The 26,682-nt window shown below is 66.8% G+C and carries 19 protein-coding genes; 15 read left to right on the plus strand and 4 right to left on the minus strand.

All coding sequences use genetic code 11. From position 1 onward, the window contains the following. Positions 1-11: 11 nt before the first annotated feature. Positions 12-608 carry a class I SAM-dependent methyltransferase gene (locus HC251_RS26205; RefSeq protein WP_370651276.1) on the minus strand — a complete coding sequence of 199 codons (597 nt, stop codon included), beginning with the start codon at positions 606-608 and terminating at the stop codon, positions 12-14. A gap of 2,179 nt (positions 609-2,787) precedes the next feature. Here HC251_RS26205 and HC251_RS07780 point away from each other — a divergent pair. After that, entirely contained in the window at positions 2,788-3,867 is a 1,080-nt protein-coding gene (locus HC251_RS07780; protein WP_219944732.1) for a glycosyltransferase, read from the plus strand. On the opposite strand, the gene HC251_RS26210 is transcribed toward HC251_RS07780, so the two are convergent. Next, positions 3,834-4,991 (minus strand): glycosyltransferase, encoded by a 1,158-nt coding sequence (locus tag HC251_RS26210; RefSeq protein ID WP_370651277.1) that lies wholly within the window; start codon positions 4,989-4,991, stop codon positions 3,834-3,836. The two genes, HC251_RS07780 and HC251_RS26210, sit on opposite strands and share 34 nt — an antisense overlap. Before the next feature lie 599 nt (positions 4,992-5,590). On the opposite strand from HC251_RS26210, the gene HC251_RS07790 reads away from it, so the two are divergent. The 13 genes from HC251_RS07790 (at position 5,591) to HC251_RS07850 (ending at position 21,855) form a co-directional block, all read left to right on the plus strand. Further along, positions 5,591-6,865, plus strand: coding sequence for a DUF362 domain-containing protein (locus HC251_RS07790; RefSeq protein WP_219944734.1), 1,275 nt, complete (start codon positions 5,591-5,593; stop codon positions 6,863-6,865). 644 nt (positions 6,866-7,509) lie between these two features. After that, the gene (locus tag HC251_RS07795) at positions 7,510-8,145 is read left to right on the plus strand and encodes a hypothetical protein (RefSeq protein WP_219944735.1); all 636 of its coding nucleotides are present in this window, start codon (positions 7,510-7,512) and stop codon (positions 8,143-8,145) included. Positions 8,146-8,337: 192 nt separating this feature from the next. After that, positions 8,338-10,446, plus strand: a complete 2,109-nt coding sequence (locus tag HC251_RS07800; RefSeq protein ID WP_219944736.1) for a bi-domain-containing oxidoreductase — start codon at positions 8,338-8,340, stop codon at positions 10,444-10,446. A 76-nt stretch (positions 10,447-10,522) separates the two neighbouring features. Further along, positions 10,523-11,587, plus strand: coding sequence for a non-hydrolyzing UDP-N-acetylglucosamine 2-epimerase (gene wecB / locus HC251_RS07805; protein ID WP_219944737.1), 1,065 nt, complete (start codon positions 10,523-10,525; stop codon positions 11,585-11,587). Next, positions 11,541-12,641 (plus strand): glycosyltransferase family 4 protein, encoded by a 1,101-nt coding sequence (locus HC251_RS07810; RefSeq protein WP_219944738.1) that lies wholly within the window; start codon positions 11,541-11,543, stop codon positions 12,639-12,641. Before wecB ends, HC251_RS07810 begins: the two co-directional genes overlap by 47 nt. After that, positions 12,638-13,876 (plus strand): glycosyltransferase family 4 protein, encoded by a 1,239-nt coding sequence (locus HC251_RS07815; protein ID WP_219944739.1) that lies wholly within the window; start codon positions 12,638-12,640, stop codon positions 13,874-13,876. The genes HC251_RS07810 and HC251_RS07815 overlap by 4 nt, the downstream gene beginning before the upstream one ends. Beyond that, positions 13,873-14,763 carry an NAD(P)H-binding protein gene (locus tag HC251_RS07820; RefSeq protein ID WP_219944740.1) on the plus strand — a complete coding sequence of 297 codons (891 nt, stop codon included), beginning with the start codon at positions 13,873-13,875 and terminating at the stop codon, positions 14,761-14,763. The genes HC251_RS07815 and HC251_RS07820 overlap by 4 nt, the downstream gene beginning before the upstream one ends. A gap of 5 nt (positions 14,764-14,768) precedes the next feature. Further along, positions 14,769-16,469, plus strand: a complete 1,701-nt coding sequence (locus HC251_RS07825; RefSeq protein WP_219944741.1) for an alginate lyase family protein — start codon at positions 14,769-14,771, stop codon at positions 16,467-16,469. Between the two features lie 78 nt (positions 16,470-16,547). Then, complete coding sequence (locus tag HC251_RS07830) at positions 16,548-17,804, plus strand: nucleotide sugar dehydrogenase (protein ID WP_219944742.1); 1,257 nt, start codon at positions 16,548-16,550, stop codon at positions 17,802-17,804. A 121-nt stretch (positions 17,805-17,925) separates the two neighbouring features. Then, positions 17,926-19,773 carry a nucleoside-diphosphate sugar epimerase/dehydratase gene (locus tag HC251_RS07835; RefSeq protein WP_219944743.1) on the plus strand — a complete coding sequence of 616 codons (1,848 nt, stop codon included), beginning with the start codon at positions 17,926-17,928 and terminating at the stop codon, positions 19,771-19,773. Between the two features lie 11 nt (positions 19,774-19,784). Beyond that, positions 19,785-20,147, plus strand: a complete 363-nt coding sequence (locus tag HC251_RS07840) for a hypothetical protein (RefSeq protein ID WP_219944744.1) — start codon at positions 19,785-19,787, stop codon at positions 20,145-20,147. Positions 20,148-20,171: 24 nt separating this feature from the next. Further along, positions 20,172-20,735, plus strand: a complete 564-nt coding sequence (locus tag HC251_RS07845) for a pyridoxamine 5'-phosphate oxidase family protein (protein ID WP_219944745.1) — start codon at positions 20,172-20,174, stop codon at positions 20,733-20,735. A 10-nt stretch (positions 20,736-20,745) separates the two neighbouring features. Next, the gene (locus HC251_RS07850) at positions 20,746-21,855 is read left to right on the plus strand and encodes a Xaa-Pro peptidase family protein (RefSeq protein ID WP_219944746.1); all 1,110 of its coding nucleotides are present in this window, start codon (positions 20,746-20,748) and stop codon (positions 21,853-21,855) included. A 27-nt stretch (positions 21,856-21,882) separates the two neighbouring features. Here HC251_RS07850 and HC251_RS07855 read toward each other — a convergent pair whose 3' ends face one another. Continuing rightward, positions 21,883-23,358 (minus strand): sugar transferase, encoded by a 1,476-nt coding sequence (locus tag HC251_RS07855; protein WP_219944747.1) that lies wholly within the window; start codon positions 23,356-23,358, stop codon positions 21,883-21,885. 148 nt (positions 23,359-23,506) lie between these two features. Then, positions 23,507-25,897, minus strand: a complete 2,391-nt coding sequence (locus HC251_RS07860) for a plasmid pRiA4b ORF-3 family protein (protein WP_219944748.1) — start codon at positions 25,895-25,897, stop codon at positions 23,507-23,509. Positions 25,898-25,935: 38 nt separating this feature from the next. On the opposite strand from HC251_RS07860, the gene HC251_RS07865 reads away from it, so the two are divergent. Then, positions 25,936-26,499, plus strand: a complete 564-nt coding sequence (locus HC251_RS07865) for a Uma2 family endonuclease (RefSeq protein ID WP_219944749.1) — start codon at positions 25,936-25,938, stop codon at positions 26,497-26,499. Positions 26,500-26,682: the final 183 nt, after the last annotated feature.

Below are 26,682 nucleotides of genomic sequence, written 5' to 3' on the forward strand. Positions count from 1 at the left end.
TGCTATACGGTCTACGCAGGAGTACACCGGAATACCCAGTTGGTGCCGAAGCGGTGGCCGAGCCCGGGCACTCGCATCAAGGTCTCGAGGTAGCCCTCGAGACGAAGCCGCCCTGCCCCCGGCAGCGCACCGATGCGGCCGGGAGCGTTGTTGAGGGTCCACCCGCTGCTGTCGACGAGCGTAGCCACGGCTCTGGCGGTGAACCCACGTACGTGCGTGGGGTCGTCCCATACGACTCGCGGGATCGCACGCGGGACAGTTGCGACCAATAGGCAATTGTCTTGTGCTACGCGTCGAAGTTCGCGCATGGCCCCGATGGGGTCGCTGACGTGTTCCAACACGTCTTTGGCCAGAATCATTGAGCAGATCCCACTCTTCAATGGAGTGGAATTGACCTCGCCCACTACAAACCGCGTCGACCGATTGGAGGGCACCACTAGGTCGAAGTCCACTACGCACTGCCCGGGGCGCTGGGCAGAAACTAAGTCGACGCCAGCGCCAACGTTAAGTATCAAGCCGTCAGGACCCTCCGCGATGAGCCGCTCAATTATTGACCGACCTCCCGGCCGAGCCGTGGACACCTGGCCGACATGCCCTTGAGCTTCCATCGCCGATTCTCCTCAACCTCCGCTGACCGTGGCTCAGTCAACTAACGTTCACCCTTGCGCACCGGGGGCCGGCCCTCCAAAGCACGGGGCCGGAGGCTGGCCGGACGAGAGGCCCGAGGTGTGCACGATGGCACGCCGTCGGCCAGGTCAAGCCGTGCGTTGGGGTTGCGCCGGTCCCTTCAGTCGAGTCGGCGGCGCCTCGAAGGTGGGCAGTGCATCAGGCAACGGACGGCAGGTCATGGAGGCCTCAGCGCTCAACTCGCACCGCCAGCGTCGCACCACCGGCGGCTTATGGACAACGTTTGGCCGAGCGATCTCCCCGGTCCACCTGCTCAGGGGGAACTCACACGAAATAGGGCGTGATCCATCGTTCATAGACGGGACCGTGCTACGACGGGCAGTGGATGCGGCGTCGACGTCATGCGGGCGCTTCGGCGATCCCGGCCGTGGCTCGAGCTGGCGAAACATCGCATGACCTGGATCGGGGACACGGTGACCCCTGCGCGGTCTGCTCTAGCAGGCGGGTGCCGAAGCCACGTCTAGCAGGCGGGTGCCGAAGCCACGACTCGAGAACGCCAAATCCGGCTCGAGAACGCCAACTCCTCGGCGAGCGCCCAGGAAGTAGCCGAGCAACGACGAGGTGGCCGTTCAGCACCCTCCGGAGGCACATGCATGCTTTCGTACAAGCGCTTGAGCGGACTCGAGACAACTGAAACTTGACCCAAGGCGGTCGGGTGACGCATGCTTCCGTCCATCGTTCAAGATAGCGCCGCTACATGACGCCTTGGCCTAGCGCATTGTTCGCATTGCCCTATTTCAGCCAGGGTGTGCGTCTGGCAGACGTTCTCGCGCCCCTTCTCTTCATCGTAATGCTTCCAGCAATGGCCGCACGACTGACACGATGGACAGTACCCGCCCGCCTCTTCGCAATTGCGCTTCTATTGCTTTTCTTGGGCTCGACGATAACCGCAATCGCCAGTACCGCCCTGCTAGACGTGTCGGTGACAACGACTCCGAACAACCGGTACTCCGCTGCACTAGGATATATGCGCGTTCTGTCGATCTTTTGTGTGTCCTACTTCATCTTAGTGAGGTCTAGGGATAGCCGCATGCGGGGACTATCGCTAGCAAGCGGCTGCGTACATCTGCTCGCGGTCAACTCAGCAATAGCAGTCCTTCAATCCGTCCTAGGCTTCAACGACTTCTTATCAAAATGGTTCTGGAGTGGGGCAGTAGAGGATAACGTCGCAAGCCGGGCGGCGGCTCAGGGCCGCTACAGTGGCATCTTCAATCAACCGCTCGAAGCCGGATTTGCCTACGGGCTGGGAGCAATCGTAATAGTATGGCTGTTGCAGCGTGGCTCATACTCCTCGTGGCGGGCCTCGCTACTAATGGCGGCCATGGCAGTTGGAAGTGCATTGTCGTTGACGAAGACTGGATTTCTCGGCATTGGAGTCGCAATTGCGTGGCTCAGTTGGAGTCGATTGCGAAGCCGACGCCACCCACTCAGCGCACTTAGTTGGTTGCGGTTCGTAGGGCTGCTTGCGTTTCTAGCCTGGGGGGCAGTGGTCCTCTTGGACCCAAGCGGCGTGGCCCAGCTCCAATCTTGGGCAATCGGAGTGGTCCGCGGTGACACAGGCACCCTCACTGCGGGTCGAGGGGCCGTCGGGTCTGAGTCGCTGCCTCGTCTGGCGATTGACTCGATCAGCGCGTCGGCAGGCCTTGTCGGAGGAGGGGTTCACAACACTACTCAGGCACTCGACAATGGATACATGGACGTTGCCATCGCTAGCGGTCTATTGTGGGGGCTGGGCGCTGCCGCATGTGTCTTTGGTAGTTGGCGCTCGATCCCGAGGTCGTGTGAGCGGTCTGGGGTTGGTGCAGTACTCCTGTTTGTGGCGATAGGAAGCTTCGGTGGGCCACTCCTGCGTTCGGCACGTGCTGGTGACGTTTTCGCTCTAGCCGTCGCCTGCATGTTTGCGGCGGCCGTAAAGGAGGTGAGTTCGCTCCACCGGCCGTCGTCTGCATCTAGAGCCTTGTCGATGGGTCCTGACGAGGCGACTTCAACGGTCGTCGGACCAAGCGCGCCCACTCGACAAGAAGGTGGAACCCATCCGTCGCTGCGGCGAAAGTGGTCCATCTCGCATACGAGAGGTCCGATTCAGGCTACGCCGCAACGATGACGAACGGGAGATCCGAACACGGCGAGGCAAATGTCGATAGCTGCCCTCCGAGCATTCAAGTCGCCGTTGTGATGCGTCGTCCACTGCCGGGCCAAGTCAGCATCGAGCGCTCGTTCGAGGCGATGTTTCCTCCGTTACGAGAGCTTGTCCGGCTGGAGGTGGAGGTGGCACCTCACCACAGCAGCGGTGTCATTGCGCGGTTGCGGAACATACTCTTTGTGGCGCGACTCGATGCCCAGGTCGTTCACGTCGCTGGCGACATCCAGTACTGTGCCATTGGTGTTCGAAAGCGCCGCTGCTTGCTTACCGTCCTAGACCTAGCCTCCTTGCATCGGTTGTCCGGAGTTCGCCGGAAGGTCGTGTCTGCGATTTGGTACCGCTGGCCGCTCCGACAAGCGGCTCGGGTGACGGTACTCTCAGAGTCGGTATCTAATGAGATTGGTCGCGAGTATCCGGCGTCCCTGAAGAAGGTCGCCGTCGTGCCCTGCGCAGTCCCGCGGCTCAATATCGATAGAGAGGGCACCGGAGAGCAGGCCGAAATCGATAGGGACGAAGCGCACTCGCCGACGGTCCTCATAGTGGGGACCGCACCGAACAAGAACGTCGCCGCCATGTTGCGAGCGATATCTGACGTCGGCGTGCGTGTGCGCATTGTAGGCAAACTCTCGGAGAGTGATGCAGCGCTCCTACGCAGTTTGGAGCTCGACGCCACGGTCGTCTCCGACTTAACTGACTCGGAGATCGTTAACGAGTATCTGGGTACTGATGCTCTGCTGTTTGCGTCGACGTACGAGGGCTTCGGTTTGCCGATAGTCGAAGCTCAGCAGTTGGGCCTTCCTGTGGTGACCTCAAGACGCGCCCCGATGGATTCCATCGCAGGTACCGGCGCAGTGCTGGTGGATCCGGATGACGTCGCCAGCATCGCCGAAGGCCTGCGATTGGCACTCTATGACGAGGACGAACGGCTACGACTTGTTGCTGAAGGTCGAAAGAACGCACAGCGCTATTCTCCCGCGAACGTTGCACAGCAGTATGCCAACCTCTACCGGGCGGTCGCGGCTCGATCAAGGGTGTAGAGAATGCGCTGAGCGATCTCATCCCATCGGAAGGTATCGGATCTCTTGATGCCCTGACTACCCAGCGCCTCTAATGACGGTAACGCATTTGCCATCTCCGTGGCAGCCGACCGCGCCGAACCTTCGGCGTATCTAACGGCGACATCGCCGCACAGTTCTTCAACCAGGTCGCAGGCCGGGGCCCAGACGGCTCGTCCTGCTCTCATTCCTTCTACGAGGGGCAAGCAGAAGCTCTCGTAGCTACTTCCGATGGCGACAACATCCGCAGCTCCGAGAATCTCGGACCGGCGATCGAGTGGTGCTGGCCCCGCGATTGCGTCGTATCCGAGCACGGCTTGTGATTGCGCACGCAATGAGACGGCAAGGCTCTTGTCGGGGACCGGCCCATAAATGGCGAGTTCGGCGGACACGCCGTGTTCCGTTCTCAGGAGAGCGATCGCATCAATAATACACGCTATACCCTTATGCGGAGCAACGGTGGCAAGCATCACTACACGGAGCACTCCGCTGCGAGGCCATTGGACAGGCTTACCCGCGGGCAGATCGCATCCGTGGGGTATCACCTCGGGGGAGGCGGAGCCGGCGGGGAGGTAGTTGGCGATAGCACGGGATACAGCGATGACTCGGGCAGCACGCCGGGCCGATCGATGGGCCGACCTGCGCATCAGCCACAACGTCAATCGGTGCTCGGAGTCTGCGGGAGGGGGCAACCAAGCGTATAGGTTGCGGGCCATTACGACGAAAGGCACGGTCAAGCGAGGCGCGAACTCTCGGGGCAAAAACACGATATCAGCACGTGTCTCACGACACGCTGCGCGCAGGAGACGCCCGCGGCCAGCTCGCGCCCGCCAAGTGCCTGGCGGAGCTACGTGGCGGGCAATAACGTTGAAACCTCGCGAATTGGCCTGGGCGAACAACACCTCGTTCTGCTCAGCCCAGTCTTCGTCGTACAGGAGGGATACCCGCGACGCATCGTCAAGTGGACTGTCCAGGAGGCCCTTTGTGAATCCGTCCACGAAGGCTCTGGCACCGCCGGCAGGGGCGACGGACAAGTCTATGAGGAGGCGCGGTCCACCCGTCACCGGACGCCGATCCAGGACGACACGTATTGACCGTGCAGCCATGAGTCGATGAAGCGAACTGCGCGGTCAGAGTAATAGGGCACCTTGTACTCCGGGACTCGTGAACCGACCGTCATCGTACTCGGCGGTGTAGTCCGAACGAAGAATCCGCACATCAAGGCTTCCAACGCAGGGCCTTAGCGCTCGCAACCGGCTCCACCGCTGAGCTTCCGGTGATCGCTTCTGCCGTTGGGCTTGCGAAGGCAGCCGACCCTCGCCTTAGCCAGACTGGAGGTTTGCGTAGGGCGCATAACCCCGGTCGCCCCTGCGGTGCCTGTTCCCGCAACACCCGAAGGATGGTCAACGCAGGCCTGGCGAGGTAGTGGTATGGGGAAGGGCTAACGCACGACGAGGTAGCGTCCCGGCCGTGCTATGGTCATGCGAGCTTGGAGGTGGGAGCAGTGAAAGACCGCACTGTGGTAGTTCTGCGAGACCCTTCGACGACGTACCCTGACGAGCCGCCATATAGTCCTGATACCGCCTACCCGGAGTATCCGTGGAGTGATGTGGGGCCGCTCAACTCGACTTACGATCTAGTCCGACGCGCGCTCCTTCTTGCCCGTCTTGATGCGGCGAGGAACGGGACCCACCTATGGAACCCGTTGGGTGATTTGATTGCTACTGGCGAATCGGTTCTTCTGAAGCCGAACCTAGTCAAGGCTGAGCACCCTCGATTCGGCCGCGCTCACAACGTAACCATGACGCATGGTTCAGTGATTCGTGCGGTCGCTGACTATGTATTTAAAGCGGTCGGTCCCGAAGGCGAAATTATCGTGGCTGACGCCCCGCAGACGGACTCGAGTTGGACAACTATTCTTGAGGACACAGGTCTTGCCGCGATCGAACGCTTTTATCGCGATCGCGGACTTAGATTTCGCTATCTCGACCTTCGAAACGAAGAATGGATCTCGGAGGGGGGCGCAGTTGTCGAGCGCAGGCGATTGAGCGGCGACCCCGCCGGGGGAGTGCGCTTCGATCTAGGTAGCCAAAGCGAGTTCGTTGGTCATCGGGGTGAAGGTAGCTACTACGGTGCTGACTACGACAGTAGGGAAGTCAACCGCCATCATTCGGGCGGTCGACATGAGTACCTGATCGCGAAGACGGTCATGCAAGCGGACGTAGTCTTTAGCCTGCCGAAGTTGAAGTCGCACAAGAAGGCGGGCATGACCGGGGCATTGAAGAATCTCGTTGGTGTGAATGGGGACAAGAACTGGCTTCCGCACCACACCGAGGGTCCCTCGGCACGTGGAGGTGATGAGAGTCCCGATCGCGGCGTGCTCCATAGGGTCGAGAGGGCAGGCGCTGCCGTACTACGCCGGCTTGCTACGGTTGCGCCGCGTGGCGGGGTGCGGCTGCTCCAAATGAGCCGTCGCGGCGGAGAGAGCGTCTTCGGCGGTGCAGCTGAAACGATTAGGAGCGGCAACTGGTGGGGCAACGACACGGTGTGGCGAATGTGTCTCGACCTAAATAAGGTGCTCGTGTACGGCGACGATGCTGGCGGTTTACGCACAGCATCGCGTCGTAGGCATTTCGTGTTGTTTGATGGGATCATCGCTGGCGAAGCCGCCGGCCCGCTCGATCCGGACCCCGTGGAGCTTGGGGCGGTCATCTTTGGTACTAATGCCCCATCGGCTGACGCAGCTGCTTGTTGTCTTCTCGGGTTTGACCCTGATCTGGTCCCGATAGTGGCGCGGTCATTTTCTGTCAGGCATCTTCCGCTAGCGCACCACCCCTGGCGAGATGTCGAGGTGGTATCCAATCTCTTCGATGGCGAGTTGCGTCTAGGCGCAGCATCTGAGCACATTCGCACATCCGTGGCACCACATTATGCCTGGGCGGGTCACATCGAACTACAGGCAAGCCACCAACCGACATGAGAGCCGCTGACGGTCGTGTGGGGAGGATTTCGCTTGAAGCCCTCCTGCGTTCTCCCATCGCACACCAGCGACGGCAAGCAATATCAGCTCTGGAGAGTGCAGCACCTGACGAAGTAGTTGCAGCGGCCAGGCGTCACGCAGAACGGCTCCTCGATCGATCGAGGAGGCGCGTGCGAGCTTATGCATCACATCCTGGCGACTTCACAGCCTGTCCAGTGATTGCGCGTACTGACGTGGCCGACGATCCCTCCGCCTTTGTGGATAAGCGGGTGCCCGCCCGATCCGTCTCAACCGGTGGTACCGGCGGCCGACCTACTTCAATTCGGGTCTCGTTGAGCTCGATCTTGACTGAGTGGTTGTTCATCGAGCGGGTGTGGTCGGCCGGTGGCGTGGGTGTAACGTCGCCGAAGATCTCCTTTCGCGGCTCTAGCTTCGGCAGAGGGCCTGCGAGCCCGCCCGTCTCATTCGGCCCCACGTACAATCAACTGGCGGTCTCTCCGTTTGCGTTGAGTGACAGTACTTTCTTCGAGGTGGCTCGGCAGGCCCGCGAGCTGAAGCCACGTGCCATCTGGGGGTATCCCTCAGCTATGGGCGTGTTTGCGAGATGGGTGCAGCGCACCGGCCCTCACGAGGGTCTTAGTAGGGTGCGCGCCCTGCTGCTGGCTTCCGAGGCGGCTTTTGGCTGGCAGGTTGAGCTATTTCGAGAAGTCTTTCCCAACGCTGCGATTATCCGCTGGTATGGTCAGTCTGAGAAGGTGATCTTCGGCGAGATGTGCTCTGACAATTCTTCGTATCACTATTACCCGACCTATGGTATGACGGAATCGGTGGGCGGCTCGTTGATCGGAACAGGCTTCACTAGCGCGGCCATGCCACTCATTCGGTATGACACAGCGGATGCCGCGGACCTTCGATCGGGACCCTGTCCGTGCGGCTTACCCTATGCGTACTCGATGCAACTGACGGGGAGGTGGGACCAGGCTAGCCTCTGGGGGCACTCGTGGGAGCCAATTTCGACGACGGCCCTGAACTTCCACAACCCGTTGTTCGGCAAATTCGTCGCTGTCCAGTTTCAACAAGTCCGTCAAGGCGATGTAAAGCTTCTTGCTGTGGCAGACGGCGTAGAGGACTGGGATCTGCTTCGTCGGGCTGTGGAAGATGTTCAAAGCAGAGTGGGTTCCACTTTGACAGTTGCAGGCGAGTTCGTGTCGCGCGAGGCGCTGTTATCTAGTCGGGGGAAGGTCGTGACGGTTGACCAGCGCCTCGCTGGCCCGGCATAGGGTCTAGTCACGCGCTCTGCTGCTCGGGTGAAGGCGCTTCCGGGAGCGCAGGTCCTCATTGTGGCCCCGGCATAGTTCAGATCGATTGATTGCCGTCGGACCGGTAGCGGGAAGGCGGTGCGTAGACCGTGGCTGGGCGCCTCTTTTCGGCTGCGTTTTGTGGGCCATCCCTTCCGTGGTCAAAGATGTGTCATGAGGTTCCTGCAGCAGAGTCTGGATGACGGTACGGCCGCACTCGTCGAAGGCGCTGCTCCGAGCGGCGAGGCCGAGCACGTGCTCGTTCGTTCCCTTGCGTCGGTCGTCTCTTCGGGGACGGAGCGGATGCTGGCCGACTTTGGGCGAGCATCGTATCTGGGCAAGGCGCGGCAGCAGCCCGAGCGGGTGCGCGACGTCGTGGACAAGGCGCGGACCGATGGGCTGCTTCCGACCGTCGACGCTGTGCGGTCGAAGCTTGCTTCGCCTTTGGTGCTCGGGTATGCAAACTGCGGAGTCATCGTCGACGCAGGAGGCTGTCCTGACCTCAGTGTGGGGCAGCTCGTCGCCTCTAACGGGAGCCATGCAGAGGTTGTGGCCGTCCCAAAGACTTTGTGCGCCGCTGTGCCTGACGGGGTGCCGCCTGATCATGCCGCTCTGGCGAGCATCGCCAGCGTCGGGCTGCAGGGTATTCGACTGGCGCAGGCCGAAGTCGGCGAGCGGTTCGTCGTCACGGGGTTGGGACTGATTGGTCTCCTGACGACACAGCTGCTTCGAGCGCAAGGTGTACAAGTGCTGGGCATCGATGTCGACCCCACTCGGCTTGAACTGGCGGCGGCTCTTGGGGCCGAGGTGGTCGAGGCTGGCGAAGGCGTTCTGGCGGCGGCATCGAGGTTTGGTCGTGGCCGCGGCGTAGATGGTGTGATCATCACTGCTTCGACGAAGTCGAGCGAACCGGTGCGTCAAGCCGCTCAGATGTCTCGTCAGAAGGGCCGAGTGGTGCTCGTCGGAGTGACGGGGCTGGACCTCCAGCGAGCGGACTTCTACGAGAAGGAGCTGTCGTTTCAGGTCTCGTGCTCGTACGGGCCCGGCCGCTACGACCCTGTGTACGAAGGTGGGCGCGACTACCCGTACGGGCACGTGCGCTGGACCGCCGGGAGGAACATGGAGGCGGTGCTCGACCTGATGTCGAGTGGCGCGCTTGATGTCGGTCCGCTGCTCACTCACGAGTACCCCTTTGACGATGCTGTAAAGGCTTACGACACACTGGTGGACGACCCCACTGCTTTGGGTATCGTTCTGCGATACCCGACAGAGGAGGAAGCTCCAACAGGTCGGTTGCTGGCCCGCACCACTATTCCCACGCGCCCAGCGGCCCCCGGTAGTGCGCGAGTGGCCTTTGTGGGGGCCGGGAGCTACTCGACGCAGGTCTTGATTCCGGCAGTTCGCGAGGCAGGCGCAGAACTAGATCTCATTGCGAGCCGGGGCCCTTCCGCTGCTCAGGCTGCATCCCGCTTCAGTGCTCGGCGGTCAACCACTGATCTCGATGTGGTGTTCGAAGACCAGGGCATCGACACAGTTGTGGTTGCTACTCGGCACGACAGTCATGCAAACTTGGTTGAGCGATCTCTGCGCAGCGGAAAGCACGTCTTCGTCGAGAAGCCCTTGGCCATCACCGGCGACCAGCTGGACAGAGTGGTCGCCGCAGCGGTGCAGATGACCAGTTCGGCGGGGGGAATCCCACTTCTCGGAATCGGCTTCAACCGGCGCTTCGCACCGGTCACCAAGCGCATGCGTGAACTGCTTGCGACCATCGCGGCGCCTAAGGCGGTCCTCATCACGGTTAACGCTGGCTCCATTCCCGCAACTCACTGGACCCAGGATCCGGCCGTCGGCGGCGGGCGTATCGTGGGCGAGGCCTGCCACTTCATCGATCTGGCGCGCCATCTGACCGGGTCGCCGATCGTCGGAGTCGAGACCACTTACATCGACTCTGCGACCCGGGACAGCGCCATGATCGTGCTGGCCTTCGAGGACGGGTCATCGGCGACCATCGCCTACCTGGCTGAGGGGTCCAAGAGGTTCCCGAAGGAACGAGTCGAGGTTTTCGCCGCAGGGAGGGTTCTTGTCAACGACAACTTCAGGACGCTCCACGCCTACGGCTGGCCCGGGGTGCGGACCATGCGGCTCCGCCGGCAGGACAAGGGCCACACTGCGGGGATGGCAGCCTTCATCGAGGCCGTCCGCACTGGAGGGTCACCTCCGATCCCGTTCGACGAGGTGGTAGAAGTTAGTCGTGCGGCGCTCCAGGCGGCCGGATCCACCTGACGGAACTCGAGTAGTGCGGAGTCGTGCGCGCGCCCCTCTAAAGTGATCGCCTGCGGGTCAAGGACAGGAGGGGCACGTGAAGGTCTGCGTGGTCGCGGGAGCGCGGCCGAACTTCATGAAATTGGCGCCTGTGGTGAAGGCACTCGAGGGCCGAGGCGCCGAGGTGGTCATCGTCCACAGCGGCCAGCACTACGACCCCATGATGAGCGACATCTTCTTCGAGGAACTCGCTCTTCGGGTGCCAGACCACCACCTTGGGGTCGGCTCGGGGAGCCATGCCGTGCAGACCGGCTCCGTCATGGTGGCCTTCGAGCCGTTGCTGCATGAGCTGAAGACGGACACGGTCGTCGTTGTGGGCGACGTCAACTCGACTGTCGCATGCGCTCTGGTGGCGGCCAAGGCGGGCGTTGAGGTCGCTCACGTCGAAGCCGGCCTTCGGAGCCGAGACTGGTCGATGCCCGAGGAGATCAATCGCGTGGTCGTCGACAGGTTGGCGGACACGCTGCTCGCGCCTTCGCCGGATGGGGTAGAGAATCTCTTGGCGGAGGGATGCCCGGCGGAGCGCATCCACCTCGTCGGCAACGTGATGATCGACACTTTGTTGACCCATCTCGACCAAGCTCGCAGCCGCCCCATCCGCGACCAGCTCGACATCGAGGACGGAGAGTACGGTCTCGTCACGCTTCACCGCCCTGCGAACGTCGACGATCCTTCGGTGTTGGCTGGGATTGCACGAGCGCTCGTGGCCATTTCGGAGAGCTGTCGGCTCATCTTCCCTGCTCACCCTCGGGTGGCCGGCCGGCTTGCGGAAATGGACCTGGGTCCTCGCGTCACGGTGATCGGCCCCATCGGCTACATGGATTCGATCGCGCTCCAGAGCGGCGCGCGACTCGTCCTCACCGACTCAGGTGGGATCCAGGAGGAGACGACGGTACTCGGCGTGCCCTGCTTGACGCTGCGAGACAACACCGAGCGGCCGATCACAATCTCTGAGGGAACGAACCTCCTGGTGGGGCGAGACCCCGAGCGGATCATCACGTCTGCGGAACTGGTGTTAGCCGAGGGCGTCGAGCGTCGCCGACCCGCGCTATGGGATGGACGCGCGGCAGAACGCATCGCCGACGCTCTTCTCGGATCCTAATGTCGCGTTCATGGTGCAGGCTCGTTCCGCTGTGAACGTCGCCGCCGCCGTCACGGCGCTGCTCGTCTGCATCGCATCAGCTCCCGGCGTCATCAGGTGGCTCGAACGACGAGCCGTGCTCGATGTTCCTGTGGCCCGGTCGTCGCACGCGGTGCCGACCCTGCGTGGTGGCGGCATCTCGCCGGCGGTGGGCTGCCTGTCGGCGACAGCGCTCCTCGTGTTGCTGGGCACCGGCGCGCCTGTTGTCGCTGTGGCGGCTGTCGCTTCGGCCTTCGGCCTCGTCGGGCTCGCTGATGACCTCTACAACGTCCCAGCGCGCAGTCGCCTGGCAGCGCAGGTCGCAATCGCGTTGCTCGCCAGTGGAGCTGCCGTCCTCATCACTGAGCCCGGTGGAACGCTCTTGGGTCTGCTCATCGTCGGCATCGGCGCCATCTGGTTGGTCGGCTATGTCAACGGGTTCAACTTCATGGACGGGATCAATGGGATCTCGTCGGTCCAAGCCTTGGTTGCTGGTCTGAGCTGGGTGGCCGTGGGCCGATGGGAAGATGAGCCCGCCGTCACGGCTGCGGGAGTCGTGGTTGCGGCTGGCGCCGCCGGTTTTCTGCCCTTCAACTTCCCTCGGGCGCGCATGTTCCTTGGTGACGTCGGGAGTTACTTCCTTGGGGCTTGGCTTGCGATGTCAGCGCTAATCGGAGTTTCCCTGGGAATCTCACCAGTCGCGATGGGGGCACCGCTAGCCCTCTACTTGGCGGACACGAGCATCACTCTTGCGAGGCGTGCGTTGCGACGCGAGCCGCTGACCGAAGCGCACCGGAGCCATGCCTACCAGCGTCTCGTGGTTCACGGCTGGAGCCACGCCCGAGTGACGGTCACAGTTGGCGCGGTGATAGGTGCTTGCTCCCTGGTCGGACTTGCAGCCGTTGGCCGAGACTGGCTCGGGCAGCTTGTTGGCGGTGCCATGATCGCGGCCATGGCCGGCGCTTTCATCTTCCTGCCTACCGTCCTGAGGGGTTCACAGGTGCCTTCTCGGCCAACGTCGCATGAGGGGCAATGATGCGGGTCCTCGTTGTGACGCACTACTTTCCCCCTGAGATCGGGGCGCCGCAGGCCCGGCTTAGCGACTTGGCGCGCTTCTGGGCCCTAGACGGCGACGATGTCACCGTCCTCACCGGCATGCCGAACCACCCGACGGGGGTCATCCCCAAGGAGTATCGAGGGAAGCGGCGTCTCGTCGAGCGGGTCGATGGCCACCGGGTTGTGCGTACCTGGGTCTACGCCACCCCTAACGAAGGGATCGTCAAGAAGACCTTGGGGCACCTGTCATTCATGGCGTCGGGGGTGCTCCTCGGTGCCCGACGCACCGGGCCGGCTGACATCGTCGTCGTGTCATCGCCGACGTTCTTCTCGATCTTCTCCGCATGGCTTCTGACCAAGACGAAGCGAGCCCGGCTCGTGGTCGAGGTCCGCGATCTCTGGCCGGCCATCTTCGTCGAGCTCGGCGTCCTCACGAACAAGCCCGTCATCTGGCTCCTCGAACGGTTGGAGCTGTGGGCCTATCGCACCGCCGACGACGTCGTGGTTGTGAGCGCCGGATTCCGCGACGATCTCATCCGCCGGGGCATCGACCCGGCCAAGGTGCACACCATCCGCAATGGCGTCGACCTCGACCGATTCACCCCGGCGGGAGACCCACTGCCGGGACGGGAAGCGCTCGGAGTGGAAGAGGGCACGAGCCTCGTCCTGTACATCGGGGCCCATGGCATCTCTCACGGGCTCGAGAGCGTCGCTGAGGCGGCTGCGCTTCTCCGCGATCGTCCCATCCACTTCGCATTCGTGGGTGAGGGCGCGGCCAAGGCAGAACTGCAGGCTCGAGTTGATGAGCTCGCTCTCACCAACGTGTCGCTTCACGGGGGAGTGGCTCGTGACGCGGTGGCCGGGTTGCTCGCTGCTGCAGACATCTGCCTCGTCCCGCTCCGAGACGTGCCTCTGTTCAGCACCTTCATCCCATCGAAGATCTTCGAGTTCTTCGGCACGGGCAAAGCTGTCGTCGGGGCCGTCCGGGGCGAGCCCGCCGAGATCCTGCGCGAAGGAGGCGCACTCGTCGTGAACCCGGGGGATCCCCGGGCTCTGGCGGCGGCGATCTCCGACCTGGCCGAAGACCCCGAGAGGCGCTCAGCGATGGGGGAACAGGGACGGCGCCACGTCGAGGCCCACTTCGACCGACGCGAGCTCGCCTCTCGTTATCGAAGCCTCCTCCTCGCAGCGGTCGATCGTAAGGGCAGACGATGACCGAGGAGCGGTCGCGATCAGTTCACGTGACCGGCGGAAGCGGGTTCCTGGGTGGGTTCGTGATCCCCCTCCTGGTCGAGGGCGGCTACGAGGTATCGGCGCTCGCGCGGACCGATGCGGCTGCCGATCGTCTTCAGACCCTCGGGGCGAACCCGATCGAGGGAGATCTCGACTCCGCCTCGTCGATCCGCGACGCCTTTTCGTCCTCCCGTGCCAGCAACCTGGTGAACCTGGCATCGCTCGGGTTCGGCCACGCGGCCCCGATCGTCGCGGCAGCGGAAGAAGCCGGGCTGCATCGTGCCCTCTTCGTCTCCACAACAGCAATCTTCACTCGTCTCAACGCACCGTCGAAGGCTGTGCGGACTGAGGCGGAGCGGACGATACGTGCCAGCAACCTCCAGTGGACGATCATCCGGCCGACCATGATCTACGGGACTCCCGGCGACCGGAACATGTGGCGCCTGCTGCGCCTGGTCAGTCGGGTGCCGGTGGTGCCGATGCCGGGCGGCGGGCACAACCTGCAGCAGCCGGTTCACGTCGCCGACCTCGCTGATGCGATCGTCGTCGCGCTCGGCACCGACAGGGCCATCGACCGGGCCTACGACGTGGGGGGCCCGGAGCCGATCAGCTTCCGTCGCATCCTCGATGATACGGGTGACGCCGTCGGCCGATCGGTGAAGGGCATCCCCATCCCGCACCAGCCCATAGTCCGCTTCCTCACCGCAGTCGAACGTCGAGGAAAGCCGTTGCCGCTCAAGGCCGAGCAGATCGAGCGCCTCGTGGAGGACAAGGCGTTCGACATCTCCGCGGCGAGGGCCGATCTGGGCTACTCCCCGCGCTCGTTCGCAGCCGGCATCGCCGCAGAGTCCCGGATGCACGCCACCTGATGCGTGTGGACCCGGCCGCCCTCGGGCGCTATCGACGAACGATCGCTCACCTCCGCCCGGAACAGGTTGTCCACCGGGTTCGACTGCGAGCTCAGCGAACGGCGCTGTCGCGTTGGCCAGCTCCGTTCGAGAGGCGGTGGTCCGGAACGCCCAGCGCGAGCAGCTGGCCTACGTCCTTCACCGCGATCGACCTGGTTGCCCCCCCGAGCTGCGGCACGCTCGACGAGCTCGCAGCCGGCACCTTCACCTTCCTCGACGACAGGCGCGCACTGGGTTCGCCCGTGCGATGGGACCCCGCAGACGCGCCTCAGCTCTGGCTCTACCACCACCACTACTGGGAATGGGCGTGGACTCTGCTCCAGGCCGAAGACCGCCCGATGGCCCAGCATGTCTTCGAGCGCCAGTTCCGCAGTTGGGTCGAGGGGACCCGGCTTGGACGCTGGAACGCGTGGGCGCCGTACCCCACCGCTCTCCGCGCGTGGGTCTTCGTCAACGTCGAACCTGCTCTGGTCACGAGTTCCATCGCCCAGGAGTTCGGTCACCAGCTAGTACTTCATGCGCGCTTCCTCGAGCGCAACCTCGAGCTCGATGTGGGCGGGAACCATCTGGTCAAGAACCTCAAGGCGCTCGTGGGGCTGGGCATCCGACTCGACGATCTGAAGATGGTCGACCGCGGTCTGGAGCTGCTCCGACAGCAGATCGACGTACAGGTCCTGGCAGATGGAGGCCACTTCGAGCTGTCGCCCTCCTACCACTGCCAAGTCCTGGCCGACCTGCTCGACATCGCGAATCTCCTCGAGGTGGCAGGACGGCCCAAGGTTGACGGCCTCCTTGACGTCATCACTCGCATGCGTGCCTGGCTGGGTTCGATGCTGATGCCCGACGGCGACGTGCCGCTCCTCAACGACTGCGAGCGCGTCGGCGTCGCCCGCATCGCAGCCCTCGAGCCGACTGCGCCACCCCACACACCCCTTGTCGTTCTCCCCGACTCTGGGTACGTGGTCGCCAAGCCGGGCAGCAGGATCCACCTCATAGCCGACGTCGGACAGCCCTGCCCGCCCGATCTGCCAGCGCACGCCCAGGCCGACTGCCTCACCTTCGAGCTCGCCGTCGACGGCGAACGGATCATCGTGGATCCGGGCACGTCTGAGTACGGCTCGGGCCCCCAGCGCCGGTGGGAGCGCAGTACTGCGGCGCACAACACCGTCGCCATCGATGGCCAGGATCAGACCGAGGTCTGGGGGAGCTTTCGCGCCGGTCGACGGGCCCAGGCCACGCTGCGCCGAGCCGCGGTTGTTGACGGCGTCGTCCAGGTTGTGGCCTCCCACGACGGATTTGCCCACCTCGAAGGTGGTCCCGTCCACCAGCGTCAGTGGCTCGTCGACGCCGCATCGGTCGTGATCAGGGACCAGGTCAGCGGCTCGGGACGTCATCGAGTGCGTTTGCGTCTCCTGTTCGACTCGGCCCAGATGGACTCGCGGTCGCATGCGCGGGTGGAGGACGGCACCCTGGATGGCAGTGGCTTCTCCGTCGAGATGACGGCGCAGATGGCTGGTGTCTCTGCGAGAGCCCATCCCTTGCGTGCCTCGGCCGGCGCGTCCCATTACGCGTCTGGTTTCGGGTGTCGACACGATGCCACAGCGATCGTCGTCGAGGAGGACGTGGACCTTCCGATCACCTGGCAGACCACCATGTCGCTCGGCTGATCGGAGCAAGCATGCACCATCGGTTCTGCCCACCGTGAGAGGGTGAGTCATACTGCGAGGCAACTGAGGAGTGTGTGCATGAGCAAGGTCGTCGTCGTCGGCCAGGGCTACGTGGGGCTTCCCGTGGCCGTGCGAGCGGCAGAGGCGGGGTTCTCTGTCATCGGGTTCGACATCAGCGATGAGAAGGTCCAGCGGCTCGCCGCTGGTGACTCGTTCATCGAGGACATCTCCGACGATCGCCTCGGCGGTGTGCTGTCCACGAAGACCTACCGTCCGTCTGCCGATCCCGCCGACATCGAGGGCTTCGACATCGCCGTGATCTCGGTGCCGACGCCGCTCTCCGAGGGCATTCCGGACCTCAGCTACATCGAGTCAGCCGCCGCTGCGCTCGCCCCGTACGTGCGCGCCGGATGCACCGTCATCCTCGAATCGACGACGTACCCCGGCTCGACCGAGGAACTCGTGGGGCCGATCTTAGAGGAGGCTTCGGGCTTGACCGCAGGGGTCGATTTCCACCTGGGTTACAGCCCCGAGCGGATCGACCCCGGGAACAGGGAGTGGACCTTCGAGCGGACACCGAAGGTCGTCTCCGGCGTGACGCCAGCGTCGTTGGAGGCGGTCCAGGGATTCTTCGACCAGCTCGTGGACAAGACGATTGCGGTCTCGTCGCCCAAGGAGGCCGAGCTCACCAAGCTCATCGAGAACACCTTCCGCCATGTCAACGTGGCCTTGGTCAACGAGCTGGCCATGTTCGCCAATGACCTCGGCATCGACGTGTGGGAGGCCATCGAGGCAGCCGACACCAAGCCCTTCGGGTTCATGAAGTTCACCCCCGGACCGGGTGTCGGTGGTCACTGCTTGCCCATCGACCCGTCGTACCTCTCCTGGCGGGTCCGTCGATCGCTGGGTCACACCTTCCGGTTCGTCGAGCTGGCCAACGACATCAACGAGCACATGCCCGACTACGTCGTGCAGCGCGTCGTCGCCGCCCTCAACCGCCGCAGCCTGGCCGTGCGTGGGCAGCGAATCCTGATGCTCGGCTTGTCCTACAAGAAGAACACCGGCGATGCCCGCGAGGCCCCCTCGCGCGAGATCGCCAAGCGGCTGCTGGCTCTCGGCGCGGACCTTCGTGCGGTCGACCCGTACGTCGACCCGGCCCAGGCGCCAGCCGGCGTCGAGCTCGTCGATCTCAGCGCGGAGGAGATCGCAGACGCTGATCTGGTCCTGCTCGTCGTCGACCACGACGCCTTCGACCGCGACCTCCTGGGCTCATCCGCCGTGCACGTGCTCGACTGCCGGAACGTGCTCGCCGGGCCCAACGTCGAGGTCCTCTGAGCGGCCTTCCGGTGTCTGATCGGGCCGTCACCCGTTCGCAGGATTTCACCGACGATCACTGAACCTTCCCGCATGGTGGGTTAGCGTGTCGGCGGGAGTTGGTGGGAGGGGACAAGCACACATGGAACGACCACGTCTAGTCGGGTACGTCGCCCTGCCTGAGGAGCGCACCCGGCACATCATCCAGGCGGCCACGGATCCACTCATCGCCATGGGTGCGGTCGTGGTCGCCCTGTGGATGCGGTTCGAGACGGCGATGCCGTCGGAGAACGTCTCCCAGCTCTGGTGGGTGCTGCCGTTCGTCGGTGTCGTCCAGCTCCTAGCGGGGTGGTCGCAGGGGCTCTACCGGGGCCGCTGGCGCTTCGGCGGGTTCGAGGAGGTCCTCGCCCTCGCTCGAGCTGTCAGCCTCACCAGTCTGGCTCTCCTCGCCGCATCGCTGTTGGCGAGCGACCGCCCGGTCCCCGTGGCCGCATGCGTCGCCCAGGGCTTCATCACCCTGCTCGTGGCGTCGTCGTTCCGGTGGTCGTGGCGGCTGGTGCTCGAGCGCTCGATGCGGCCCACAGGCGAGGACCTCACTCGTGTGGTGATCGTCGGAGCGGGCGAGGCGGGCGGGCAGCTCGTGCGGTCGATGATGCGGAACCCCGACGGTCCGTACCTCCCCGTCGGCCTCGTGGACGACGACCCCATGAAGCGGAGCCTCCGTCTGCAGGGGGTGCCGGTGCTGGGCACCAGCTCTCAGGTGTGCGACGTGGCGACGCGTGTCGAGGCGGACACTGTCGTCATCGCTCTCCCCAGCGCCGATGGTGCCGTCATCCGCGACATCGCAGGGCGTGCCGGCGCGTGCGGACTCCACGTGTTGGTCCTCCCCCCGGTGAACGAGCTCCTCGGCGGGCAGATCGCCAGCTCCGACGTCCGTCCCCTGACGGAGTCGGACCTCCTCGGCCGGCGCCGGATCGAGACGGACCTCGACGCCATCGCTGGCTACGTCACCGGCGCCCGAGTGCTCGTCACCGGAGCCGGCGGGTCGATCGGGTCCGAGCTGTGCCGTCAGATCTACCGCTTCGCCCCCGCGGAGCTCGTCATGCTCGATCGTGACGAGTCGCTGCTGCACGAGGTGCAGATGTCGATCGAGGGCCGGGCCATGCTCGACTCGCGCAACCTGGTGGTCGCCGACATCCGCGAGGCGGATCGCATGGCCGAGGTGTTCGACGAGCACCGCCCCCAGGTCGTCTTCCACGCCGCCGCCCTCAAGCACCTGCCCCTGCTCGAGATGCACCCCCGGGAGGCGGTGAAGTCTAACTGCCGGGGCACCCAGAACATGCTCGACCAGGCCCTCCGTCACGACGTCGGCCTGTTCGTCAACATCTCCACCGACAAGGCCGCCGATCCCACCAGCGTCCTGGGCTGCTCGAAGCGGGTCGCCGAGCGGCTCACGGCCCATGCTGCCGGCCAGAGCAAGGGTTCGTTCGTCAGCGTCCGGTTCGGCAACGTCCTCGGCAGCCGTGGCTCGGTGCTCACCGCCTTCCGGACCCAGATCGAGGCCGGGGGCCCGGTGACGGTCACCCACCCGGATGTGACGCGGTACTTCATGACCGTCGAGGAGGCCGTGGAGCTCGTCATCCAGGCCGGCGCCATCGGCCGCGACGGCGAGGCCATGGTCCTCGACATGGGCGAGCCGGTGCGCATCGCCGAGGTGGCCCGGCGCCTCGTCGAGCAGTCGGAACGCACCGTCGACATCGTCTACACCGGCCTCCGGCCGGGCGAGAAGATGCACGAGGTCCTCCTCAGCGCGGCGGAGGAGCCTCAGCCCTCCGCCCACGAGCTGATCTCGCGGGTGTGCGTCGAGCCCCTCGAGCCCGGCGTCCTCGCCGACCTCGAGTCCGGGCCGACGAGCGAGGTGGCTGATGCGCTGCGGCAGGTCGCCGCCGTGCCTGCTCACGACCACACCGACGCTCCTGGCCGACCCTGATCGGGCCGGCCGTGCGCGAGCTCGTGCTGGCGCGCGCCGACTGGATGGTGGTCGCCGACCCGCTCGGCGTCGACAAGGCCCTGCACGTGGTCATGTCGGGCGGCCTCGTGGTCATCCTGGCCGGGCGGCTTGGCGCACGGCGGGCGGCCGCTGTGGTCCTGAGCGTCGGTCTCGTCCTCGAGCTGGTGCATGGCACCCTGGGCACCCTCGGCCTGGAGCTGCCGTCACCGCTCGGCGGGACCGCCGAGCTGGCGGACGTGGTCGCCAACCTGGTCGGGATCGGTCTCGGGCTCCTGGCGGTGCGCACCCTGGGCCGCCGGGACGGCGCCCGCACGCCGGGCCGAGACCCTGGCCGATTCGCTGCCGGGCGGTGACGGCGGGTCGGGCAGGCTGTGGTGATGGGCCGCACCTACGACGCCATCACCGACGAGCTGGCCACCTGGATCGCCGACCAGCCGGTCTTCTTCGTGGCCACGGCGCCGCTCGACGCTGACGGGCACGTGAACGTCTCGCCCAAGGGCGGGGACACCTTCCGGGTGGTGTCGCCCCACGAGGTCGCCTACCTCGACCTCACCGGCAGCGGCGCCGAGACCATCGCCCACATCCGAGACAACGGCCGGCTCACCGTCATGTTCTGCTCGTTCGACGCCAAGCCGCTGATCCTCCGCCTCTACGGCCAGGCGACGTATGTGCGACCGGGCGACCCGGGCTGGGACGACCTGGCGCCCCGGTTCCCCGACCACCCCGGTGCCCGCGCCGTGATCCACCTGGCCGTCGACCGGGTGGCGTCGGCCTGCGGGTACGCCGTCCCCCAGATGGAGCTGGTCGGGCCCCGCACCCGCCTCGACGAGTGGGCTGCCAAGCGGGGCGACGACGGGCTGGTCGCCTACCGGGCCGAGAAGAACCGCACCAGCATCGACGGGCTGCCGGCGTTCGATGCCGCGCCCAGCCCCACCCCGTAGCCTGCCCCGCATGCACCAGGAGCGGATGGAGCGCGTGCGAGGGACCATGAGGGCCCAGGGCGTCGACGCCCTCCTGCTGTCGGTCGGGCCCGACCTCCCGTGGCTCACCGGCTACGAGGCCATGCCCCTCGAGCGGCTCACCATGCTGGTCGTCCCCCGTGAGGGGGAGGCCACCTTGGTCGTGCCCCGGCTCGAGGCCCCCCGGGTGGTCGAGCGGCCCGACGTGTTCGGCCTGCGGCCGTGGGGCGAGCTCGAGGACCCCATCGCCCTCGTGGCCGACCTGGTCGGCCCGGCCGGCACCGTCGGTGTCGGCGATCGCACCTGGTCCCGCTTCCTGCTCGAGCTGCAGGGCGCCGTGGGCGGCGCCACCCGCTGGCAGCGGGCCGCGCCGGTCGTCGGGCCCCTCCGGGCCCGGAAGGACCCCGGCGAGGTCACAGCCCTCCGTGAGGCGGCCCGGGCCGCCGACCGGGTGGCGGCCCAGCTCCAGGGCGGCGAGATCCGGCTGGCGGGTCGCACCGAGGCCGAGGTCTCGGCCGAGATCGGTCGCCGGCTCGTCGACGAGGGCCACCAGCGGGTCAACTTCGCCATCGTCGCCACCGGCCCCAACGCCGCCAGCCCCCACCACGAGGCGGGGTCGGACATCATCACCCCGGGGCAGGTCCTGCTCTGCGACTTCGGGGGCCTGTGGCCCACCGAGTCGGGCGCCGGGTACTGCTCCGACATCACCCGATGCGTCGCCGTCGGCCCGCCCGCCGCCGAGGTGGTCGAGGCCTACTCCGTGCTGCAGGAGGCCCAGGCCGCCTCGGTCGCCTCGGCCAAGGTGGGGGTCACCTGCGAGGACGTCGACGCCGCCGCTCGCAGCCCGATCGCCTCGGCCGGCTACGGAGACCGCTTCATCCACCGCACCGGGCACGGCATCGGGGTGGAGGAGCACGAGGACCCCTACATCGTCGAGGGCAACCGCACCCGGCTCGAGCCGGGTCACGCCTTCTCCGTCGAGCCCGGGATCTACACGCCCGGCGCGTGGGGGCTGCGCATCGAGGACATCGTCGTCGCCACCGAGGCCGGGCCCCTCGCCCTCAACCGGGCCGACCACGACCTGATCGTCGTCGACGTCTGAACCAGCCCTGACCGTCGCCCGTCGGGCTCAGGCCGCGCCACGCCGGAGGAGGACCACCGGCAGGGTCTTGGCCAGGATGGCGAGGTCGATGAGCAGGGACCAGTTGTCGACGTAGTACAGGTCGAGGCGGGTGTAGTCCTCGAAGCTCGACTCGCTGCGGCCGTTGACCTGCCACATGCCGGTGATGCCGGGGGTGACCCGGAGGCGCTGGGTGAGCAGGGGGTCCCAGGCCTCGGTCTCGTGGGGGAGGGCGGGGCGGGGGCCGACGAGGCTCATCTCGCCCCGGACCACGTTCCACAGCTGGGGGAGCTCGTCGATGGAGCTCTTGCGAAGGAACCGGCCGGCCCGGGTGACGCGGGGGTCGTGGCGCATCTTGAACAGGGGGCCGTCGGCCTCGTTGGCCTCTAGCAGCTCGTCGCGGCGGGCCTCGGCGTCCTGCACCATGGTGCGCAGCTTCAGGACCTGGAACGGGCGGCCGTTGCGGCCGACGCGGACCTGGCGGAACAGCACCGGGCCGGGGGAGTCGAGGCGGATGGCCACCATGGCCAGGGCCACCAGGGGGCTGGTGACGATGATGGCGGCCACGGCGAGGGTGACGTCGAAGGCCCGCTTGGCCGTCTTGCGCCAGCCGTCGCGCTGGATGGGCTCGACGTAGACCACCGGGAACCGCCCGAGGGGGCGGACCACGAGGCGCTGGGAGGCGATGTCGCGGAGCGTCGACGACAGCTCGACGTGCACGCCCCGGTCGAGCAGGTCGCGGGCCAGGCGGTTGGTGGTCGAGCTCTCGATGGCCGAGGCGGCCACGATGACCGAGGCCCCGGGGCGGGCCCGCAGGATCTCGCCGGCTTCGGACACGGTGCCGAGCAGCGGCACCCCGGGCACGGGCTCGGGATCGGTGTCGGGGTCGTCGTCGACGAACCCCAGCACCTGGTAGCCCAGCCACGAGTCGGTGCGCAGCATGGCCGCCAGCTCGCGGCCCTCGGGGTTGGCGCCGGCGATCACGACGGTGCGGATCAGCTTGCCGTTGGTCCGCATGGCGCTGAAGATCTGGCGGGCCACCTCCCGCTCGACCGAGACGAGGAGGGTGACGACGACGAAGAGGACGACGATGCGCGACCGGGGCACGTCGATGTCGGCGAAGAACCCGGCCAGGGCGACCGCCATCGAGCCCAGGAAGGTGGCGTTGACGATGCGGCGGACCTCGTCGATGCGGCGGCCGATGAAGCGCACGTTGTAGAGCCGCTGGCTCGACATGATCGCCAGCCACATCGGCAGCGTCGCCGCCCCGAGGGCGAGGAAGCGCAGGCTGCTGGGCCCGCCATCAACCGTCATGGGGCCTGACACGACCGCGCTGAGCGCGAGGGCGAGGACCACCGTGCCCATGTCGGCCAGGCCCATCACCCGCTTGGGATCGATGCGGGGCCGGGACGTCGCCGTGTCGGCGCGACCGAGGGCAACGCTGGCCAGGGTTTCGACGTCGGTCTGGGCGTGGGCGAGGGTCATGGCGACCCGGGGTCTCCGTTCAGAGGTGCGGTCACAGAGAGTAGTCCCTCTCGGGGCTCGGGGCACGCTGGGGCGTGGTACGTCTCCTGTCGGCGGCGACCGGACCACTGTGAGCGAGGCGCCCCCGATCGGCCGCCGCCCCTGGGCGCTACCGGGTCGGGAACCTGGCGCGCAGCCGGCGCGTGACCTCGTCGGCGTCGAAGGCCTCGGGGTCGAAGGGGCCGCCGAGCCAGTCCCGCAGCTCGTCGTGGTCCGGGTGGGAGGGGTCGGCCAGGGCGTCGAGCAGGCGCTCGTAGCCCCACGGGCCGCCCACGTCGTCGGGCGGCCCGGCCCGGCGGCCGCCGGTGCAGCGGGGGAGGGGCGCGTGGTCGGTGGCCGGTTCGATCGCCTCGACCTCGATGCGGTGCTCCCACCCGTCGCCGAAGTCGTAGGCGTAGGCGCCGGTGGCCCCGGGTTCGGGCAGGACCTCGGCGATCGTCACGGTGGACTCGTCGATCGACGGTGCCCCCAGCGGCTCCCACTCGTCGAGCATCGCTGCCGGGACGTGCTCACGCCCGGCGACGGTGAAGGCGTGGAGGTGCCCACCGGCCCACCCGAAGGCGACCTGGAGCACCTCGTGGAGGTCGGCCAGGGTGGCGGTGCTGGCGACCTCGAGGCGGCGCCACACCGGGGGGCGGATCTCCTCGAGGGTCACCTTCAACCGGTGCTGCATGCCCTCTGCCGCCGCCCTCGTCCGCGCCGCCTGGCCGGGATCGTCGAGCGAACCCGCCTCGGCCAGGAGGGAGCGGTAGCGCGCTGCGTCGGCGCGCATCGTCCGCCGGGCTGTCGCCACCATGAGCTCGGGCGGGAGGCCGGTGTCGGTCGATCCGTCGCGCTCCAGCCCGGCGGCCCGCAGCAGCGTGCCGGCACGGGTCGAGACGCTGCCGCCGGCGATCCCGAGGCGGGCGAGCAGCGCCTTGGCCGTCACCTTGGTCCTCGCCGTGCCCAGCAGATCGCTGTCACGGGCCACCGCCCAGCACAGCGCCGCCGCGGCGGTGTCGGCCCGGCCCCGGAGGAGCACCTCTGGTGCCTCGCGCGCCACCCGGGCCAGCAGCCGACGGAAGGCGGTACGGGCCTCGATCCCGAGCAGGGCCGCACAGGCCTCGTCGCCCAGGTCGGCCACCTCGTGGACCCGGTCGAGCGCACCGTCGGGCACGCCGGAGAGGTCGAGCGCCTCGTCGGGCAGGGGGTCGGTGTCCAGGGAGGCCAGGGCCTCGGGTCCGCCGGCCCGGGCCTCGACCCGGGCCAGGCCGTCCTCCCACACCTCCCGCAGCAGCGGTGAGGTCGCGCCGGCCAGCCCGAGGGTCCGAGCGGCGATGGCCTCGGCGCCCCGCGGCCGGTCCTCGTCGGCGATGAGGTCGAGGAACTCCGGCACCACCTCGTCGATGACGGCGAGGGTCTCGGCCGTCAGCTCGGCGGGGATGCCCCGCTCGCGGTGGCCGAAAGTGACCAGGGCCCGCAGCAGGTCCGGCACCTTCGCCAGCTGGTCCGCCGGGGCCATGAGCTTCCGGGGCACCAGGTCGAGCAGGAGGTGGGCGGCCCGGTCCGGGCTCCAGCGCAGCGGGTCGCCCGACCAGTAGCCGGTGCCCAGCCACAGGAACATGCCCATCAGGTCCCGGTGGTCCTCGTCGTCGAGGGGGCGCCCCTCGTCGGAGGCGAAGAGCCGCTCGATCAGGGCGTCCTCCTCCTCGTCGCTCCACTCGTGGCGCTCGGGCACCTCGCCGCCCGCCGGGAGGAGGCCGACGGCCCACCGCAGGAGGGGCTTGCTGGCCGGCCAGGTCTCGGTCTCGTACGGGGGGACGATCATGTCCCCGAGGCGGATGGCGTCCTCCACCCGGGCGCGGGCGTCGGCCGGGTCGAGCTCGGCCCGGAACAGGTGGGGGTCGGTGGCCGACCCGGTGGAGGCGAGCACGGCATCGATGCGGTCGGGCAGGACGAAGGCATCGGCCACCGCCGCGCCGCCGCTGTGGTCGAGGTGGGCCACCACGGTCATGACCTGGCCGTCGGCCACGCGGACCTCGACCATCACGTTGCTGGCGTCGCCCAGGACGTCGCCGATCTCGAGCACCGGCCCGGCCTCGGCCCGGTCCAGCCCGGCCAGCCACGCCGGCAGGGCATCGTCGCGGTGGGCCAGCTCGCGCCGGGCGGCCCGGGCGACCAGCTCGTCGGGGACCATCGGCGCCAGCGCGGCCAGCAGGGCCGTGCTCTCCGGGCCCGGCACCTCGACGAAGGAGCGGACCACCTCGGCCAGCGGCGGCAGGTCCGGGGGCGGCGCCTCGAACGGCGACGGCTTCCTCGTCAGCAGCTCGACGAAGGTGCTCGCCAGCCCCAGCAGCGCCACGGGCTCGCCCGTGGCCAGCGCACCGGCGACTTCGTCCAGCAGGCTGGGCTCCCGGGGCTCGGAGCGGGCGGCCGACCGGGGCTGGCGGGCCGAGCCCGGCCGGGTCCCCTTCGGGGTCACCCGACCCCCGCGAGCCTTCCGTCGACGCTTCTTGCTCATGCGGGACGACCCTAGGACGACACCGTTACGATCGGGGCGTGGCCCTGGCCGAGACCTTCGTGTGGGACGAGGCGTCCTACATCCGGGCCTGGGAGGCGGGCGTCTTCGGCGAGCAGAGGGTCGAGCTGGTCGAGGGCCAGGTGATCCGGGTGGTGATCGGCGACTGGCACGGCCAGGTGACGGCTCGTGTGATCCGTCGGCTACCCGAGGACGGCTGGCGGGTCACCAACGCCACGCTCCCCGCAGCTGGCTCGTTGCCCGACCCGGATGCGTTCGTGTGCCGGCGCGGAGCGGAGCCGGTCGCCCGTCTCGGGACCGAGCGCACCATCAGCCGGCTGAACCCCGGTGACGTCGGTCTGGTCGTCGAGGTGGCGGACGCCTCGTTCGTCTTCGACACCGAGGTCAAGACCGTCGCCTACGGGCGGGCCGGGTTCGGTTGGTACTGGGTCGTGCACCGAGAGGGCGTCGAGGTGTTCACCGACCCCGACGAGGGCGGCTACCGGGAGCGCCGCCACGTCGGTCCCGACGGTGAGATCGAGGTGCCCTACGCGCCGGGCACCACGATCCCGGTGGCGGAGCTCCTCGACGTCGACCAGCCCTGAACCGGACGACACCGCCCGACATGGTGCGCCAGGGCTGGTTGGCGCAGGTCACTAGGACGACACCGTTGCTTGGCATGGCGCGCCGAACGCTGGTTGGCGCAGGTCACGTGGTGCCAGGCACCAAGTGGCCGGGGATCGTTGCGCTCACGGGGGTGGGCAGGGCCACGTGGAGCCTGGCACCAA

The organism is Iamia sp. SCSIO 61187, from assembly GCF_019443745.1.
Lineage (GTDB): Bacteria > Actinomycetota > Acidimicrobiia > Acidimicrobiales > Iamiaceae > Iamia.

Bases quoted from the DNA above. Each gene is read 5' to 3' on its own strand.
- HC251_RS26205 (WP_370651276.1), bottom strand. From the start codon at position 608: ATGGAAGCTCAAGGGCATGTCGGCCAGGTGTCCACGGCTCGGCCGGGA.
- HC251_RS07780 (WP_219944732.1), top strand. From the start codon at position 2,788: ATGACGAACGGGAGATCCGAACACGGCGAGGCAAATGTCGATAGCTGC.
- HC251_RS26210 (WP_370651277.1), bottom strand. From the start codon at position 4,991: ATGGCTGCACGGTCAATACGTGTCGTCCTGGATCGGCGTCCGGTGACG.
- HC251_RS07800 (WP_219944736.1), top strand. From the start codon at position 8,338: ATGAGGTTCCTGCAGCAGAGTCTGGATGACGGTACGGCCGCACTCGTC.
- HC251_RS07810 (WP_219944738.1), top strand. From the start codon at position 11,541: ATGGACGCGCGGCAGAACGCATCGCCGACGCTCTTCTCGGATCCTAAT.
- HC251_RS07815 (WP_219944739.1), top strand. From the start codon at position 12,638: ATGATGCGGGTCCTCGTTGTGACGCACTACTTTCCCCCTGAGATCGGG.
- HC251_RS07820 (WP_219944740.1), top strand. From the start codon at position 13,873: ATGACCGAGGAGCGGTCGCGATCAGTTCACGTGACCGGCGGAAGCGGG.
- HC251_RS07830 (WP_219944742.1), top strand. From the start codon at position 16,548: ATGAGCAAGGTCGTCGTCGTCGGCCAGGGCTACGTGGGGCTTCCCGTG.
- HC251_RS07835 (WP_219944743.1), top strand. From the start codon at position 17,926: ATGGAACGACCACGTCTAGTCGGGTACGTCGCCCTGCCTGAGGAGCGC.
- HC251_RS07845 (WP_219944745.1), top strand. From the start codon at position 20,172: ATGGGCCGCACCTACGACGCCATCACCGACGAGCTGGCCACCTGGATC.
- HC251_RS07850 (WP_219944746.1), top strand. From the start codon at position 20,746: ATGCACCAGGAGCGGATGGAGCGCGTGCGAGGGACCATGAGGGCCCAG.
- HC251_RS07855 (WP_219944747.1), bottom strand. From the start codon at position 23,358: ATGACCCTCGCCCACGCCCAGACCGACGTCGAAACCCTGGCCAGCGTT.
- HC251_RS07860 (WP_219944748.1), bottom strand. From the start codon at position 25,897: ATGAGCAAGAAGCGTCGACGGAAGGCTCGCGGGGGTCGGGTGACCCCG.